We start from the raw sequence: 15,044 nt of genomic DNA on the forward strand, positions 1-15,044 counted from the left end.
CGGACTCTTTTTTTTATATAATAGAATGGTGAACGTGGGGCATTAGCTCAGTTGGGAGAGCATCGTGCTGGCAGCGCGCGGGTCAGCGGTTCGAGCCCGCTATGCTCCATCTTTTAATTGGCGGACATTTATTCTGTTATTTCTTTAAAAATACCTAGTTTTAAAGGTTTTGCGGACATTTGTTCCGCTATTTTTGTAAAAAGCCTTTAATAGAAGCATAATTTCGGCGAATAAAGGAATAAATGTCCGTTACAAGCCATAAATCCCCTTTTTTTGCTATTTAACGGAATAAATGTCCGCAAGAAATCCATAGACTTACTTTAGTTGATAAGTTCGTATTCGTTCTTTACCACTTGCTACTTTTAGAATTTGGGACTCAACCATTTTGTGTAAAAGACGTCTTGCATGGCGATCACTTACATGGAGGTGTTGCGCTACTTCTAGAGGTGTAATGGGTCGAAGTACTCGTTGAGCATATCGTATAATTTCGGTTTCGACCCAGGTTAAAGTGGAAGGTGTTTCAACTGAAATGAATTTTCCTATGAAAGAAAGGATAAGCTGCTGACATTTTCTGGGTTCATCTTTGATGGATAAATAGGCAATAGGTAAGAGTATCCAACCATCTAGAGCTAATAAAGAATGTCGCCAGCATAGATCCTTAAATCTTCTGACATCTAGATCTCTAGCATGGGGCCATATCCTTGAATTTCGATTCCTCCTTTAGCTTTACCTGGCATATAGGCGAGATCTAGATAGCGATATCCATTATTGAAATCCCGAACTTCCCACTCTGGATATAAATCATCAAAATTACCTACAGTGGGATACCATATACAGCGAAGAAATTCAACGGTTCCATGCCCCAATCCTTTCTTCAATATTTCTCGTCTCCTGTGATTTTTTTCTTCAGCGATATTCTTGTGTAGCCATTCGTCCATAGCTTGCTTAAATGGTTGCATGTAAACACATCCTTTTCAAAATAGAAATGGGTTTATAATGATAAGTGTGGGTAAGGTAGTAGAGAGAAGGAGAAAAACAAGATATTTGTATAGTACCTTAAGTATGCTTAATTAGCAATAAGTAGTTTACATAGGGTAGTACAACTGCCAACACCCCCGAAAATCAGTGGACATATATTCCGTTAATTCTTTTAAAATACCTAGTTTTGAAGGTTTGGTGGACATCTGTTCCATTAATTATAAGGAATTCCTTAAATACATACTAGATTTAGGTCAATAACGGAATAAATGTCCATCCAACGCTAATAACACCCTCTTTTTAACTATGTAACGGAACAAATGTCCGCTCGGTAAGGTTGTGTACATTAATATACTATCCGTTAGTCTGGGTGAGTAAGAAGTGCATTACTATTTTCCGTAAACCAATCCGTTGCATCTTGAAGTGTGTCATGTAGTGGTCTAAAAGTGATACCTAATTCATTCTTTGCCTTTTCTGAGGAAAATCTTTTGCATTCCCTAATTTCATGAATGCCATTTACTGAAATGGCCATTTCCTTCTTGGTGATAGCCGAAACTCGATCTACTATCCATCCAAGCGTGAATGCAATGGGGACAGGAATACTGCGCTTAGGAGAAGGTATATCTGTTACTTTTTCCAATTCCTTGGACAAGTCTTTCAAGTGAACATGGTGTCCAGCAACTAAAAAACGTTCACTATGATTCACTCTTGTAACAGCCGCAACCATCGCATCAGCCACATCCCTAACGTCAACAATATCAATGCTGATATTAACATTTCCAGGAAGACGTTTATGGAGGTAATCGAGAATATATTTACCACCGCTTGTTGGAGCTGCATCAACTGGTCCCATCATCCAACCAGGAAGAAAAGTGACGACCGGAAGGGAATGACGAGCGCTAAATTTATCGATCTGTTTGTCTCCAATAATCTTACTTTTTGCATATAAAGTCATCGCATCCTCAGGTTTTCGGGTATCACATTCATTACTGGGAGTATTGTCGGCCCTCTTTTTTATCGTGTTACTACTGCTTGTGTGAATGATTAACTTTATTCCGTATTCTTTCGCTAATTCAAATAATCGAATCGTATTGGTAATGTTGATCCTTTCTAAATCTGGCCAATGCTTTCCAAATGAAAATGTTTCTCTAAAATACGCAGCGGTATGAAAAAGCACCTCACATCCTCTAAGTTCTTCTGCAAAGGCATCGACATCATTCATGTCCCCTTTTACAAAAGTTGCACCAGTTGATCCTAAGAGCTTCTCGGCTTTCTGCTCAGAACGTACTAATGTTTTCACTTCGTAGCCATTCTTTATTAAACTTTTGACCAAATGATTGCCTAAAAAACCTGTTCCTCCTGTAACAAATACTTTCATTTTTATCACTCCTTATTTATAAACTATATATAATATATATTCAGTTTATTTATATGTCAACCTGTTTGACAATTATCGAGCTACTGATATAGTAAAAATATAAAATGAGAAGTCTGTAGTTCTGCGAAAGAGGAGATTATTAAAATGAGTTATTCAACCGCTTTTTCCCAAGCGTTATCTATTGTTGTATATACCGCTGTAAAAATTGAAGAAGGGTATACCGATTATGTTTCAGCCAGACAACTATCAGAAAATATGGAAATGCCAAACCCAACTGTAGTCAAAATTCTTCAATCATTAAATCGATTTGGGTTGATTACGACCAAAGAGGGAGCAAGGGGGGGAATAAGATTGGCAAAGGCGCCGGAAGAAATCACCGTTCTCGATGTTTTCAGCGCCATAGAACTAGATCGTCCTCTGTTTAAATTCTCACTCCCCTCGACTTTAAAGGATGAAAAATCACAATTAGTAGGAGACAACATTGAACAGGTTCTTTCTCAGGCGGAGAGTGACATGAAATCAAGGCTTGCGGCGACTAAAATATCTGATTTGTTCTAAACATCCCAAACCATCTTTTCACTATTTGTATTATTTTCAGCTAAAAAAGGGAAAACGAATAATAAGAAGTTTTCATATCATACTAGCAAAGAGAAGGTAGGTGAAATGATGAAAATCGGTGTACCTAAGGAAATTAAAAGCAATGAAAATCGTGTGGCGATCACACCTGCTGGGGTAATGATGTTAACACAAGCAGGTCATCAAGTGAACATAGAGAGCGGGGCAGGACTTGGCAGTGGCTTTGATGATGAAGTATACAAAGGCGCTGGAGCAGATATCGTATCTTCAGCAGACCAGGTTTGGGCTCAGGAATTAGTAGTCAAAGTAAAGGAACCTCAACCATCAGAGTTTTCCTTTTTTCGTAAAGATTTATTGCTGTTTACTTATTTACATTTAGCTGCTGAAAAAGAAGTAGCAGAAGCTTTATTGGAAAATAAAACAACAGGTATTGCGTATGAAACAATTCAAATGGCAAATGGTGGCTTGCCACTACTCACACCAATGAGCGAAATTGCAGGACGTATGTCGGTGCAAGCTGGTGTTAGATTCTTAGAAAAAGTTCATGGAGGAAAAGGTGTTCTGCCTAGTGGTGTACCGGGTGTTTCACCAGCTAATATTGTCATTGTTGGTGGCGGTATAGTAGGTACCAATGCAGCAAAAATGGCGATCGGGTTAGGAGCAAATGTTACGTTATTGGACATCAATATCGAACGATTACGTCAATTAGAGGATCTATTCCAAGGCAAAATCCGGACCTTAGCATCCAATCAATATAATATTGCCGAACAGGTGGAAAAGGCAGATTTACTAATAGGTGCCGTCCTGATTCCAGGTGCAAGAGCACCGAGACTGGTAACAGAGGAAATGGTTAAAACGATGGAACCAGGCTCTGTCATTGTCGATGTTGCCGTCGATCAAGGTGGTTCGATTGAAACGATTGACCGGGTTACGACACATGAGGATCCGGTTTACGTTAAACATGGAGTCAATCATTATGCTGTAGCTAATATTCCGGGGGCTGTGTCCAAAACCGCCACCTATGCACTAACAAATGTCACTGCACCATATCTTTTAAACCTTGCCAACAAAGGCTTAAAAAGTTACGTCCAAACAGATATTGCCTTCGCAAGAGGTGTAAACACGTATCAAGGAAAAGTGGTCCATGAAGCCGCCGCGAAAGCACATGATAAAAGATATACTGATATAAGTTCTATTTTTGAATAGGATTGGATTTAATTTAATTGTTGATGTGTATATTGAACGACAAAATAATGAATCGGCAAGAGGATAATGGAGATTACAATTAAAAATAGAACCGCTGTAAAATCTGTGAAGAGTATATAAATAGTAGTGCCAATCAAGTACACACTAATCAAAGAAATGGCAATGATAGTAAGCCATAGTAAGGATCTCTTGTTCGCAAAAAATCTAAAGATATAATTAATAAAATACCAAACAATCCTCCTAGCAAAGCAAACCAGTATGAAGCTTCTTTGAAATAAGAAATAGCTTCCTTTATCAGAGATGAATCAAAAAGAAAGACATACAAAGGCAAAAATATTTTTGCCAAACAAACATCTCCTTATATACTATATTTTTCCATATTATAACACAAAAAAAGTGGTTCCGTAGAAGGGACCACTTTTTAATGGAAAAATGCCAATTCTTCTTCAATAGCTTTTTTAATTTTCTCCAACGTTTCCTCTGGATTTTTCCCGTGGATTCGGCGATTATTCACTAATGCATATGGCTTAAGCCGGCATAATCCACAGAAATTCAAGCAGTCATTAATGAGAACTGCCACTTCAGGATATTCCGATTCGATCATATTCTCTATATCAAATGTGTTCATTAAATTACTGTCACATATCTCTACCACAACGATCCCCATCCTATCACCTTCCATCTATGTCTGTATGATTTTTATCACAGACATTAAGAGAATCATTCTATAAACTAACTCTATCATATCTACTTTGTCAACATATAAGTTTTGAAAGAAGGGGTGAAGCAAATGGTGAAAGAACAATCTACCCGTGCTATGATTTTGGAATTATTGAAAAAGAACCAATCACTGTCTGTCAGTGGTATTAGCAATTTCTTAAATATTACCGAAATGGCGATCAGAAAACATCTCATAAAACTAGAAAGTGAAAAATTAATAACTTCCCGTACCGTTAGACAACCGATGGGGCGCCCAGTTATCTATTATTCATTGACGGCTGCTGGAGAAAATGCCTTTCCTAAAAGTTATGATCTGCTTACAATGGAGTTTTTACGTGACATGGAAGAAACAATAGGTATAGAAGCAATCGATCAGCTATTTGAAAAAAGAGAAGAACGTTTACGTCAAAAATATCGCAGACGAATTTTTATCGAAGATCCCATTTCAGAAAAAGTAAAAGCATTAGTGAAAGTACAAAGTGACAACGGCTATATGTCAGAATTTCATCAAGAAGATAATGATAAACTATCCTTTTCTCAATATAATTGCCCGATTGCAGCGATAGCAGATAAATATGATAAACCATGTGAGTGTGAATTGAATTTGTTTAAATCCGTACTTGGTACCGAGAAAGTAAAGCGTGTCGAATGCATCGCAAAAGGTGGTGCTGCTTGTAAATATGTCGTACAAAAATAAAGCGAGACTTCCCTCAGTGGGGGTTTTATGGACAATTAGCACCGTGATAAAGCTGTAGAGCGTGGTTGCTCTACAGCCAACTTAAAAACAGCGGTACCAAAAAAGATACAACAACTGCGCTAATCGTCATCGATAGTGCACTGACCGCACCATCCAGTTGACCTAACTCCAATGCTTTGGAAGTGCCGATCGCATGTGATGCCGTACCGATACCGAGTCCTCTGGCAACAGGGTGATGAATACGAAGCAATCGCAAAATGACCGGACCGAACATTGCACCACTTATACCAGCTATCATGACAAATACTGCAGCAAAGGATAAATTGCCACCTGCTGTATCGGTAATACTTAATGCGACAGGTGTGGTAACCGACTTAGCTGCGATAGACTGAATAATCCAATCTTCAAATCCCAAGATTTTTGCGCCTGCAATCCCAGTAACAATACCAATTATCGAACCTGCAAATATGCCAATAAAAATGGTCCGGGCGTATTTTTTGATTAAATCAAGCTGGCGATAGAGTGGTAATGCCAGGGCGACAACGATTGGTCCAAGAAACAGATCAATCCATTGTCCACCGAGCATATACGATTGATAAGGAATGTCGCTGATCGCTAAAAATATAATGAAAATACCAGAAGTTAAGAAAATCGGTAAGGTAAATGGATTTGGATATTTACGATAGATCCTTTTTGTAATAGCAAAAACAGCAATAGTAACAAATAAAAAAATAATTCCAATCCCTAAATTAATCATGAGCATCCACATCTTTCTTCAGCAACAAGGATGTAATCAATCCACTAATGCCAATGATTAAAAAAGTGCTAATCATGACCAGAGGAATCATTAAACTGCCTTTGCCATAAAAGAAATCCAAATATTGTACAACACCGACTGTAACGGGAACGAAGAATATCGGCATATCCTTCATTAATAAGTCGATTCCGTCAGCAACCCATTCGACACGGATCAGTTTTGCAGTTAACAACGCAAAAAAGAGCAGCATCCCGATAATGCTACCTGGTATAAATAATGAAAAAGCTGCCTGGATTGCTTCACCCATATAATAAAACAAAAATAGCACACTAATCTGTAAGATGATTTTTAAATATTTCATGATAAGGCCTCCGCTTTTATCATACGCCTTACAGAACTATGCGCGCAAGTTAAATTATCAAGTTCTTTTTAACAAGCATCAATTCTTGATAATATTTTTCTTAACATATTCACAATGTTATCAACAGCCAAAAACAGATTTGAAAGCTTCTAGCTAATTTATCCACATTATCCCCATTAAATCAACCAATCTAGGCACTGAATAACTACCCTTGTCAAAACAAGATCCACAAACCTTATGCACATTATGCACAGATTTGTGGATAATTGTTGTGGATAGTTACATTGCTTCTTCACCCTCTGCAGCAGATTCCATATGGGAGAAGTAATTTTCTTTGGTAATGACATATAAATCATAAACAGGTTCTTCCTGTGGATTGATTTTTTCAAAAACTGCAGGGTAGCTTTCGTTACCATACATGACAAAAGGGATTTTTAAAACTGCTTTTAAAGAGCGTACATTCGCACGTCTGATTTTAATGAAAATCGCGTCCATATCATGTTGATAAAAAAGCTCTTCGAAAAAGGCGTCTTTCGCTAATTTGTTATAACCCTTGCCAAAGTAAGGCTTACCGATCCACGTTGCCAAAAAGCCTGCCTTGTTTTCCATATCAAATAAATTGATCGTCCCGATTGGATTAAAATATTCATCGACGATGGTGCGGGAGATTAATTCACCCCGTTCTTCAGCTTCCATTGTCTGTTTTGTTAAAAAGTAAAATTCGTCACTGGAATAAGCTTTATGTCTTACGTATGGAAATACTTCCGGATCAGACATGAGATCGAATAAAACTGGAGCTTCCTGGACGTCTCTTTTTTTAAGCATAAAAAATCCCTCCTTAGTCTTTGGAGGGTGAAAAGAAGACAGAAACATGGCATAGCTGTGTTCTAGCCACCCTCGAATTTTTATCAAAGTTTAAACAAAAATTCGGGGTGGGAATCGAACCCACTAGAACCAGTATATTCCCACTGGTGGCGCACCATTTGCCTTCCCTTATATCGATTACTCAATACCCTTATCTTACACAATAAACAAGATACTTGTAAATAGAAAATCACAAAAAAATATGAAAAAATTTAAGTAAAATGAAGGAATATTAAGAAAATTTACTTTAAGTTAACATAGGTGTCATAAATGGTATTAAATCGTTGAATATGGCGGTTAATTGTAAATTTCGGCCAATGCATGGTCGATTGTATCGTGGTGAAAACGATAGCCTGATTCCATCGCTTTTTCAGGTAACACCTTTTGTCCATCCACTACAAGTATACTCATTTCACCTAAAACCGTTCTTAAAAGAAAGCTTGGCGTAGGAAACCAGTTTGGTCGTTTTAAAGCTTTTGCAAGAACTTGTGCTAATTCTTTATTTTGAACTGGACTTGGGGCAGTGAGATTTAAGGTACGATCGACATGTTTATGATCGATTGCATATAACAAAAGGCCAACGACATCCTTAATATGAATCCATGATACCCACTGTTTGCCTGAACCAATTTTTCCCCCGGCAAATAGACGAAAAGGCATAGCCATTAGTGGTAAAGCACCTTCATCTCCTAAGACGACGCCAAGCCTTGCCACAACCGTTCGAACACCATATGACCTTGCTTGCAATGCAGTTCTTTCCCATGCTTCTGTAACTTCGGCTAGAAAATCATTTCCTTGTTCTTCCGATTGTTCTGTAAAAGTTTTCGTGTCTGATGTACCGAAGTATCCAACCGCTGATGCGTTAATGAGTACTTCTGGTTTTTCTGGCAGTTTACGAATGAAGTCGATAATCGCATAGGTCGCATTAATTCTACTTTGATAGATTCTGTCCTTTTTTGTTTTTGTCCAATAACCAAATAAAGAATCTCCGGCCAAATTAATAATGGCATCAAGCTTTGGTAAATGTTGTTCCGGGTGAAAGTCGTCATGTAACCATCCAATATAGGATACTTGGTGATTGCTTTTATATTCTTGAGGAGATCGAGTTAAAATGTAGACTGTATCACCACGATCGATTAATGCTTTTGTTACATGTTTTCCGACAAAGCCAGTTCCGCCAGCAATTGCAATGTTCATTACGAGACCCTCCATTTTTGCAGAACAAATGTTTGTGTGGTAAAATAATATTGAGGTGGTAAATTTGCCCGAAATAACTAAAATAACGACGCAAAAGAAATCAAAGCACCGTTTTAATATTTTTTTAAAGGAAAATGAGCAAGAATATTATGGCTTTAGTGTGAATGAAGATATTCTTATCGAATATTATCTTCGAAAAGGGCAGATCCTTACTCCTGAAATGATCGAGCAAATTCAGGAAAAAGATGAATCCTATAAAGCATATACCCTTTCTGTGAAGTATTTAAGTTACAGAATGCGTTCTGAACAGGAATTAATGGACCACTTACAACGAAAAGAAGTCGACGATACCTATATCGGTGAAGTAATCACTCGTTTGAAACGGGAAGGTTTAGTGGATGACCTCGCATTTAGTGAGGCATTAGTGCGAACAAAAATGCAAACATCTACTAAAGGTCCATTAATGATAAAGAAGGAACTAGCTGAGAAAGGTATACAAGCTTCAATTATGGAACAGGCATTATCCTTTTATACATTTGAGAAACAATTCGAAAAAGTAGAAAAATTGGCGAAAAAGAAATTACAAGCTTCCAGTAAGAAATCCCACCAGCAGCAAATAGACAGTATAAAACAATCGCTAATGCAAAAAGGGTTCTCATTCCAAGTTATTTCAGAAGTACTAAATAATATTGAGCTGGAGCGTGACGATGATGAGGAGTACCATGCTATTGTATTTCAGGGTGAGAAACTAGTGACGAAATATCAGAAAAAAGATAGTGGTTATGCATTGAAACAAAAGGTAAAAGCAGCCTTGTATCGTAAAGGCTTTGCATCTGATTTAATCGATCGCTTTGTCAATGAGCATATGAGTGAGCACTGATTAGCTAGTGCTCACTATACCTTGAATATGTTCGATTGCCTCGAATACGTCATTCACGACGTGTGTTGCTTTCTGTTTAACTGCTTCTGGTGCTGTGTTCATGGCAAAGCTGTTAGCTGACATTTCAAACATTGGAATATCATTATAAGAATCTCCTATAACGGCTATTTCTTCTGGTTTAATGTCCAAATGCGCTGCTAATGCTGTTAACCCTAATGCTTTACTTACACCTTTGGGCACAATATCAACACAGTGCGGGTCAGATAAATACGTTTCACTCACCTCATGAAATGCTTCATCTATCTTCTTCTGGAAACCAACGATATCTTTTTCTTCACCAAGCAGCATGTATTTACTGGGTAAGAACGCTTCGTTATAATCATTTGCAAAATCAACACCTTCGACAAGTGGGAAATAAAGAATGTCTTCCATCGCTTTAATTTCTGGTGTTTTAAAAGAGATATATGATTCATCTGCGGTTGTAATGCAGAATGGATTAGGAAATGCACTTACTGCGTGATGTAAAGCACTGCTGGTTGCTACATCAAAAGTTTTTGCAAGGATTTTTTGATTATCTTTCGTATCCACAAAGGCACCATTTTGACTTATACGGTGTGCATCATGCTTTATTTCTGTACAGATTTTTACGATATCTCGTTCCATTCTTCCTGTAGCAACTGCAAAATCAATGCCGTGTTCTTTTAAACGATGAATAGCATCTATATCTTCTTGTTTGATGACATTGCTATGTTTTAATAGTGTCCCATCTAAATCTGTTGCAAATAATTTTATCAAGCTGTATCATCCTTTTTTGTAAGATTATTTTAATTATACAAGGTAATAGGCTGTATACAAAAATAATACGTCACCGGTTTACGATATTTTAACATTTACCCATAGTAATGGTAAAATGAAAGTAGAAACTTACATGGTGGTGTAGCAATGGAACGCAGATATAGCACATATACTGTTGAAGAATTACGAGCAGAAGTAGCACGAATAAAGGAAAAATTGCAAAAAGCAGAGCAATGGGGAAATGTCAGTGAATATGAGATCCTCCAGCGAAAAATGCAAATGGCAGCTGCATATCTTGTTAACCCGGCTGATTTTGATAAAGGAGAGCGCTACGAGCTGGCTGGAGATCCTGGTCAAACTTTTGAGATCACTTATATAAATGGGGTGTTTGCCTGGGGGCACCGTATCAATTTATTAGGTCAAAAATTTGAAAAAGAAGAAGCTGTGCCGTTATCCATATTAGGGGATAAACAATCTAAATATAAGCGAGGGAAGTAAAGATGCAAGATGAGATTCAAAGACTAGCTAATGAATTACATCAAAAAAATCCATCATTAACCTTGCTTGAGGCAAGAAGTTGGGTGGAATTACTTTGGGAAGATTTTGAATCCACAAGAGCGAAAGCGGGTAGGAAATACGAAGGAGTCGAAGTGACAAAGAAAATTGTACGCCACTGGATAGCACAATATGGCGATAAATTAGATGACTTCGCGACAAGATACCCAAGATATCAGAAACTAATTAATGGTGAAAATAAAACTTTACATTAAAGAAAAACTTGGCTTATCACCAAGTTTTTCTTATACTGTCAACAATAAAATTTTATATATGCTTTTGGTGGACACTTGAAAAAATTACACTGTATTGCCATCCCAATTTAATTTATCTTGTAATTTTTCTTCAGAGAACACCCAGCCTGTATAAGAATTCATAACTCTCATATTATCATCAATTTGAACGACTGCTACAAATGGGTAATGCCCTTCGGAACGATAGCGTAAATCAATGAACCGCACCTCGGTAAAGTCATCATACATATTGATCTCCCAACGATAAATCGGTGAAAAAGATAAGAAAGCAGAAATGTTTTTATCTTTCATGGCAAAATTCATGATAGGATCATCAGGTAGTGGAACCCGATAAAACTTATCATCAATTTCAATATGTCCATCCTTGACTCTCCCGACAAAAAAGTGTTGATCTGTTGTTAAGGCAATACGCCAGATATTTTGTTTTATAGTCGGAGAAGTTGCAATCTGTTCGACATGGGGGAAATTTTTATGAATCATCTTTACAATTTCCCGCTTGTCGATATACCGTTTAATGTAATACAATACAATAATAAAATAAATCATTAACCAAGTGTAGCCAGGATTAGCACCAAGTAACCATGCAATGATCCCGATGACGTGCAGACTGAAAATGTAGGGATCAAAGGTGCTGATAAAGCCATGTGCTACCCATTTTTTTGTGAATGGCCGGTATGCTTGTGTACCATAAGCATTGAAAATATCAACAAAAACATGCAAAATCACGGCAAGAAATGTCCATAACCATAAATGAATAAAACTAACTTCTGGAACGAACAAGTATATAATCGAGGAAATCAAGATGCCCCAGAAGATAACAGCAGGGATGGAGTGGGTAATACCACGGTGGTGTCTAATATATGTGGCATTATCACGCAGCTTTAATACGGTATCAAAATCTGGTGCGTGTGACGCTATTATCGTTCCTATCATCACTGCTGTAAAGAGGGTTGTATCTTGTTGTACAATTGGATCTAATGTCGCAATGCCTCCTAAGGCAATACCCATTGTAATATGAGTACCAGTATCCATCTTAGCTGCCCCTTTCTTGTCTTATTTAAACATTGTATCACGAAGGATGATTATCTGTGAAATATACGTCTACTATCAATATACCCCAATTTCAAGAGGATTTAATCACATGGTTTGAAAAAGAACAACGACAATTACCATGGAGAGAGAATCAGGATCCGTATCGTGTATGGGTATCAGAGATTATGTTACAGCAAACAAAAGTTGATACCGTTATTCCATACTTCCAAAACTTCATGGAACATTTTCCGACTTTAACAGCTCTAGCGGAAGCAGATGAGCAAAAAGTGTTAAAAGCGTGGGAAGGTCTTGGTTATTACTCGCGTGCTCGTAATTTACAAACTGCAGTTAAAGAAGTGGTCGCACAATATGACGCCCAAGTACCCGACGACCCTAAACAATTAGGTGACTTAAAAGGTGTCGGGCCATACACGAAAGGTGCGATATTAAGCATTGCGTTTGATAAAGCAGAACCAGCAGTCGATGGCAATGTCATGCGCGTTCTCTCACGTGTTTTACGGATTGAAGAGGATATTGCAAAAGCTAAAACAAGAAAAACGTTTGAAGCAGCGGTCCGTGATTTAATTTCGGAAGAAAACCCGTCTGCCTTCAACCAAGGTTTAATGGAATTAGGTGCTTTAGTGTGTACTCCAAAAAATCCGAGTTGTTTATTATGCCCGGTGCAAGAACATTGTGTCGCATTTCGGGAAGGTGTCGAACAAACTTTACCAATTAAGAAGAATAAAATAAAACAATCATCACATACTTATTTTGCACTTGTTGTTCAAGATAATGCAGGTAATTATCTTTTGGAACAAAGGCCAGACCAAGGCTTACTTGCCCAATTATGGCAATTTCCAATGGTAAAAGCAGATGAAGTCGATGAAAAACATCTGTCAGCTTACGTACAAGAGAAATTTCAAGTAGAAGAAGTCGAGATTAACGATCTGGAACCTGTCAAGCATGTCTTTTCTCATCTAACATGGTTTTTGAATGTGAAATATGTAACTGTAAAAGGGGAGATTACTGGAGATGGACATATGGAACTTCTATCAAAAAAGGAAATCACACAATATCCACTACCAGTGTCTCATCAAAATATTTATAAACAATTATAGCAAAATATGCTCATTGTAAAGGAAACTTCATAATAGAATAGCCATTGTAGTCTCCACAAAAAATTAGATGTTTTTTGGATAAAATAACCGATCATGGGTAAATTAATGTTCGTGGAGGTGATATTGATGGCTAAACGTAACAATCAACAACAACAACAACAAGCAAACGCAAGTAAAACAAACGCTGCTGAAGTAAAACGTCAAAATCAACAAGCTGCACAAGGTCAAGGACAGTTCGGTGCTGAGTTTGCTAGCGAAACTGATGCACAAGAGGTTCGTAAGCAAAATCAAAAGTCTCAAAACAAAAAACAATAATAATACAATTTTTAAAAAGCTTGACTCTCCAATGTGGAGAGTCAAGTTTTTTTGTGAGATAAGAAATAAAATTTGCGTATTTGTTTAGCTCCGAGGGCCCAGAAACTAGGCGACTTCACGAATCACCCTACGATAAGTCATCATCGCGATCTGAAGATCCACTTTGCAAAATGATCTTCTTTGCAAAGTTAGCTGAAGACGCGCCCCCTGGAAAGCGAAGTGGGCAAGCCGGAGCGGTTGTGAAGCCTATTATTCCTTTCAAAATGACCACTTTGATTCATCGTTATACATTTATTGCGTATCATCCCCCATACGTGTCAACAACTAATCTTTGTCTGCTAAAAGGACCGGGCGGGCTTTCTCGGTTTTTCTTAAATATACAGATCTTATTATCAATTCAAAAAAATGTGACATAACCTAGGCAATAATCTTTGATGTGAATGATAAACGACAAATCCAACCGTGGTAAGAAAAGATTTGTTGAATAAACCAAATGACAAATCCTCAAGGCAAAAAATGATATGTACAGCCGATTACAGCGAAGAATCATAGTGGTATTGGCTGAGCGCTATAACAGTCTTCTGTAAAATCAGCAGGTCCGTACACACATGTTGTAGAGGAAAAAACACTGCTAATGATGAATCTGGTTTTTCTGTTGGATGTAAAAAGCTAGCGATTTTCTCCTCACTTTCTTACAACCGTTCAGTTAAGAAACTACACAACCTATCTTCATATTAATTACACTATTCCAATTGTATTATTTTCAATTGTAAATATTTATCGTTATAATTAGTATTACTAAATAAAAGAAAGGACGATACGAATGGATGGCCTTGAACCAGGAAAAACAATTCAAATACAAAGTTATAAACATAACGGTCAGCTCCATCGTGTCTGGGATACAACAACGGTATTAAAAGGAACAAGTAATCGCGTGATTGGCGCTAATGATAAAACATTAGTTACTGAAAGTGATGGCCGCACATGGATAACGAGAGAGCCGGCGATTTGTTTTTTTCATGCGAAGTATTGGTTCAATGTAATCGGAATGTTACGCGATGATGGCATATATTATTACTGTAACATTAGCTCGCCATTTGTGTTTGAAGACCGGGCGGTGAAATATATAGATTATGACTTAGACGTAAAAGTATTTCCAGATATGACATATACGCTATTGGATGAGGATGAATATGAGTTGCATAGAAGTCAAATGAATTATCCAAAAGTTTTAGACAAAATATTATGGAACAATGTTGATCATCTCCTGCATTGGGTAAGACAGCGGAAAGGACCTTTTTCACCAGAGTTCGTTGATCAATGGTATGAATTATATCTAACTTATCGCTAATAGCAACACG

General features: G+C 37.4%; 18 protein-coding genes, 1 tRNA gene and 1 pseudogene. 10 read left to right on the top strand and 10 right to left on the bottom strand.

Annotated features, from left to right (window positions below):
• Positions 1-36 precede the first annotated feature (36 nt).
• A tRNA-Ala gene (locus GI584_RS04885) sits at positions 37-109 on the top strand.
• A 206-nt stretch (positions 110-315) separates the two neighbouring features.
• Here GI584_RS04885 and GI584_RS04890 read toward each other — a convergent pair.
• A pseudogene (locus GI584_RS04890) lies at positions 316-959 on the bottom strand (transcriptional regulator).
• 380 nt (positions 960-1,339) lie between these two features.
• A complete protein-coding gene (locus tag GI584_RS04895; protein WP_153790450.1) occupies positions 1,340-2,356 on the bottom strand; it encodes an NAD-dependent epimerase/dehydratase family protein in 1,017 nt (338 codons plus the stop codon).
• 144 nt (positions 2,357-2,500) lie between these two features.
• Between GI584_RS04895 and GI584_RS04900 the strand changes: the two genes are divergently transcribed.
• On the top strand, positions 2,501-2,914 hold the full coding sequence (locus GI584_RS04900; RefSeq protein WP_153790451.1) for an RrF2 family transcriptional regulator: 414 nt from the start codon (positions 2,501-2,503) through the stop codon (positions 2,912-2,914).
• Between the two features lie 108 nt (positions 2,915-3,022).
• Positions 3,023-4,138, top strand: coding sequence for an alanine dehydrogenase (gene ald / locus GI584_RS04905; protein WP_153792914.1), 1,116 nt, complete (start codon positions 3,023-3,025; stop codon positions 4,136-4,138).
• A gap of 148 nt (positions 4,139-4,286) precedes the next feature.
• On the opposite strand, the gene GI584_RS04910 is transcribed toward ald, so the two are convergent.
• Both GI584_RS04910 and GI584_RS04915 read right to left on the bottom strand, forming a co-directional pair.
• Positions 4,287-4,484, bottom strand: a complete 198-nt coding sequence (locus GI584_RS04910) for a hypothetical protein (RefSeq protein WP_153790452.1) — start codon at positions 4,482-4,484, stop codon at positions 4,287-4,289.
• Between the two features lie 75 nt (positions 4,485-4,559).
• Entirely contained in the window at positions 4,560-4,805 is a 246-nt protein-coding gene (locus tag GI584_RS04915) for a YuzB family protein (protein WP_100361741.1), read from the bottom strand.
• Positions 4,806-4,928: 123 nt separating this feature from the next.
• On the opposite strand from GI584_RS04915, the gene GI584_RS04920 reads away from it, so the two are divergent.
• Positions 4,929-5,555 carry a helix-turn-helix transcriptional regulator gene (locus GI584_RS04920; RefSeq protein WP_153790453.1) on the top strand — a complete coding sequence of 209 codons (627 nt, stop codon included), beginning with the start codon at positions 4,929-4,931 and terminating at the stop codon, positions 5,553-5,555.
• A gap of 70 nt (positions 5,556-5,625) precedes the next feature.
• Here GI584_RS04920 and GI584_RS04925 read toward each other — a convergent pair whose 3' ends face one another.
• From GI584_RS04925 to GI584_RS04940, 4 genes are all read right to left on the bottom strand, one after another.
• The gene (locus tag GI584_RS04925) at positions 5,626-6,312 is read right to left on the bottom strand and encodes an LrgB family protein (protein ID WP_100361739.1); all 687 of its coding nucleotides are present in this window, start codon (positions 6,310-6,312) and stop codon (positions 5,626-5,628) included.
• Complete coding sequence (locus GI584_RS04930; protein ID WP_153790454.1) at positions 6,305-6,673, bottom strand: CidA/LrgA family protein; 369 nt, start codon at positions 6,671-6,673, stop codon at positions 6,305-6,307. The genes GI584_RS04925 and GI584_RS04930 overlap by 8 nt, the downstream gene beginning before the upstream one ends.
• Positions 6,674-6,952: 279 nt before the next feature.
• Entirely contained in the window at positions 6,953-7,498 is a 546-nt protein-coding gene (locus GI584_RS04935; RefSeq protein WP_153790455.1) for a GNAT family N-acetyltransferase, read from the bottom strand.
• A 336-nt stretch (positions 7,499-7,834) separates the two neighbouring features.
• Positions 7,835-8,734, bottom strand: a complete 900-nt coding sequence (locus GI584_RS04940; protein ID WP_153790456.1) for a TIGR01777 family oxidoreductase — start codon at positions 8,732-8,734, stop codon at positions 7,835-7,837.
• A gap of 55 nt (positions 8,735-8,789) precedes the next feature.
• Here GI584_RS04940 and recX point away from each other — a divergent pair, with 55 nt between their 5' ends.
• Positions 8,790-9,614 (top strand): recombination regulator RecX, encoded by an 825-nt coding sequence (gene recX, locus GI584_RS04945; protein ID WP_325063424.1) that lies wholly within the window; start codon positions 8,790-8,792, stop codon positions 9,612-9,614.
• On the opposite strand, the gene GI584_RS04950 is transcribed toward recX, so the two are convergent.
• Entirely contained in the window at positions 9,615-10,409 is a 795-nt protein-coding gene (locus GI584_RS04950; RefSeq protein WP_153790458.1) for an HAD family hydrolase, read from the bottom strand.
• A gap of 147 nt (positions 10,410-10,556) precedes the next feature.
• Here GI584_RS04950 and GI584_RS04955 point away from each other — a divergent pair, with 147 nt between their 5' ends.
• Entirely contained in the window at positions 10,557-10,907 is a 351-nt protein-coding gene (locus tag GI584_RS04955) for a YfhH family protein (RefSeq protein WP_153790459.1), read from the top strand.
• Between the two features lie 2 nt (positions 10,908-10,909).
• Positions 10,910-11,179, top strand: coding sequence for a YfhJ family protein (locus GI584_RS04960; protein ID WP_100361732.1), 270 nt, complete (start codon positions 10,910-10,912; stop codon positions 11,177-11,179).
• A gap of 84 nt (positions 11,180-11,263) precedes the next feature.
• Here the strand turns inward: GI584_RS04960 and GI584_RS04965 are convergent, their stop codons facing one another.
• Entirely contained in the window at positions 11,264-12,250 is a 987-nt protein-coding gene (locus GI584_RS04965) for a metal-dependent hydrolase (protein ID WP_153790460.1), read from the bottom strand.
• A gap of 56 nt (positions 12,251-12,306) precedes the next feature.
• On the opposite strand from GI584_RS04965, the gene mutY reads away from it, so the two are divergent.
• From mutY to ntdP, 3 genes are all read left to right on the top strand, one after another.
• Entirely contained in the window at positions 12,307-13,368 is a 1,062-nt protein-coding gene (mutY, locus tag GI584_RS04970) for an A/G-specific adenine glycosylase (protein ID WP_100361730.1), read from the top strand.
• A gap of 126 nt (positions 13,369-13,494) precedes the next feature.
• Positions 13,495-13,683 carry a gamma-type small acid-soluble spore protein gene (locus tag GI584_RS04975; RefSeq protein WP_153790461.1) on the top strand — a complete coding sequence of 63 codons (189 nt, stop codon included), beginning with the start codon at positions 13,495-13,497 and terminating at the stop codon, positions 13,681-13,683.
• An 823-nt stretch (positions 13,684-14,506) separates the two neighbouring features.
• Positions 14,507-15,034: a nucleoside tri-diphosphate phosphatase gene (gene ntdP / locus GI584_RS04980; RefSeq protein ID WP_153790462.1), complete on the top strand. Its 528-nt coding sequence runs from the start codon at positions 14,507-14,509 to the stop codon at positions 15,032-15,034.
• The last annotated feature ends 10 nt before the right edge of the window (positions 15,035-15,044 follow it).

Source organism: Gracilibacillus salitolerans (genome assembly GCF_009650095.1).
Classification (GTDB): domain Bacteria; phylum Bacillota; class Bacilli; order Bacillales; family Amphibacillaceae; genus Gracilibacillus; species Gracilibacillus salitolerans.

Excerpts from the sequence above, each read along its gene's own strand:
- ald (WP_153792914.1), top strand. The coding sequence starts at position 3,023 with ATGAAAATCGGTGTACCTAAGGAAATTAAAAGCAATGAAAATCGTGTG.
- GI584_RS04955 (WP_153790459.1), top strand. The coding sequence starts at position 10,557 with ATGGAACGCAGATATAGCACATATACTGTTGAAGAATTACGAGCAGAA.
- GI584_RS04925 (WP_100361739.1), bottom strand. The coding sequence starts at position 6,312 with ATGATTAATTTAGGGATTGGAATTATTTTTTTATTTGTTACTATTGCT.
- ntdP (WP_153790462.1), top strand. The coding sequence starts at position 14,507 with ATGGATGGCCTTGAACCAGGAAAAACAATTCAAATACAAAGTTATAAA.
- GI584_RS04930 (WP_153790454.1), bottom strand. The coding sequence starts at position 6,673 with ATGAAATATTTAAAAATCATCTTACAGATTAGTGTGCTATTTTTGTTT.
- GI584_RS04975 (WP_153790461.1), top strand. The coding sequence starts at position 13,495 with ATGGCTAAACGTAACAATCAACAACAACAACAACAAGCAAACGCAAGT.
- GI584_RS04915 (WP_100361741.1), bottom strand. The coding sequence starts at position 4,805 with ATGGGGATCGTTGTGGTAGAGATATGTGACAGTAATTTAATGAACACA.
- GI584_RS04935 (WP_153790455.1), bottom strand. The coding sequence starts at position 7,498 with ATGCTTAAAAAAAGAGACGTCCAGGAAGCTCCAGTTTTATTCGATCTC.
- GI584_RS04895 (WP_153790450.1), bottom strand. The coding sequence starts at position 2,356 with ATGAAAGTATTTGTTACAGGAGGAACAGGTTTTTTAGGCAATCATTTG.
- GI584_RS04920 (WP_153790453.1), top strand. The coding sequence starts at position 4,929 with ATGGTGAAAGAACAATCTACCCGTGCTATGATTTTGGAATTATTGAAA.
- GI584_RS04900 (WP_153790451.1), top strand. The coding sequence starts at position 2,501 with ATGAGTTATTCAACCGCTTTTTCCCAAGCGTTATCTATTGTTGTATAT.
- GI584_RS04940 (WP_153790456.1), bottom strand. The coding sequence starts at position 8,734 with ATGAACATTGCAATTGCTGGCGGAACTGGCTTTGTCGGAAAACATGTA.
- GI584_RS04960 (WP_100361732.1), top strand. The coding sequence starts at position 10,910 with ATGCAAGATGAGATTCAAAGACTAGCTAATGAATTACATCAAAAAAAT.
- GI584_RS04965 (WP_153790460.1), bottom strand. The coding sequence starts at position 12,250 with ATGGATACTGGTACTCATATTACAATGGGTATTGCCTTAGGAGGCATT.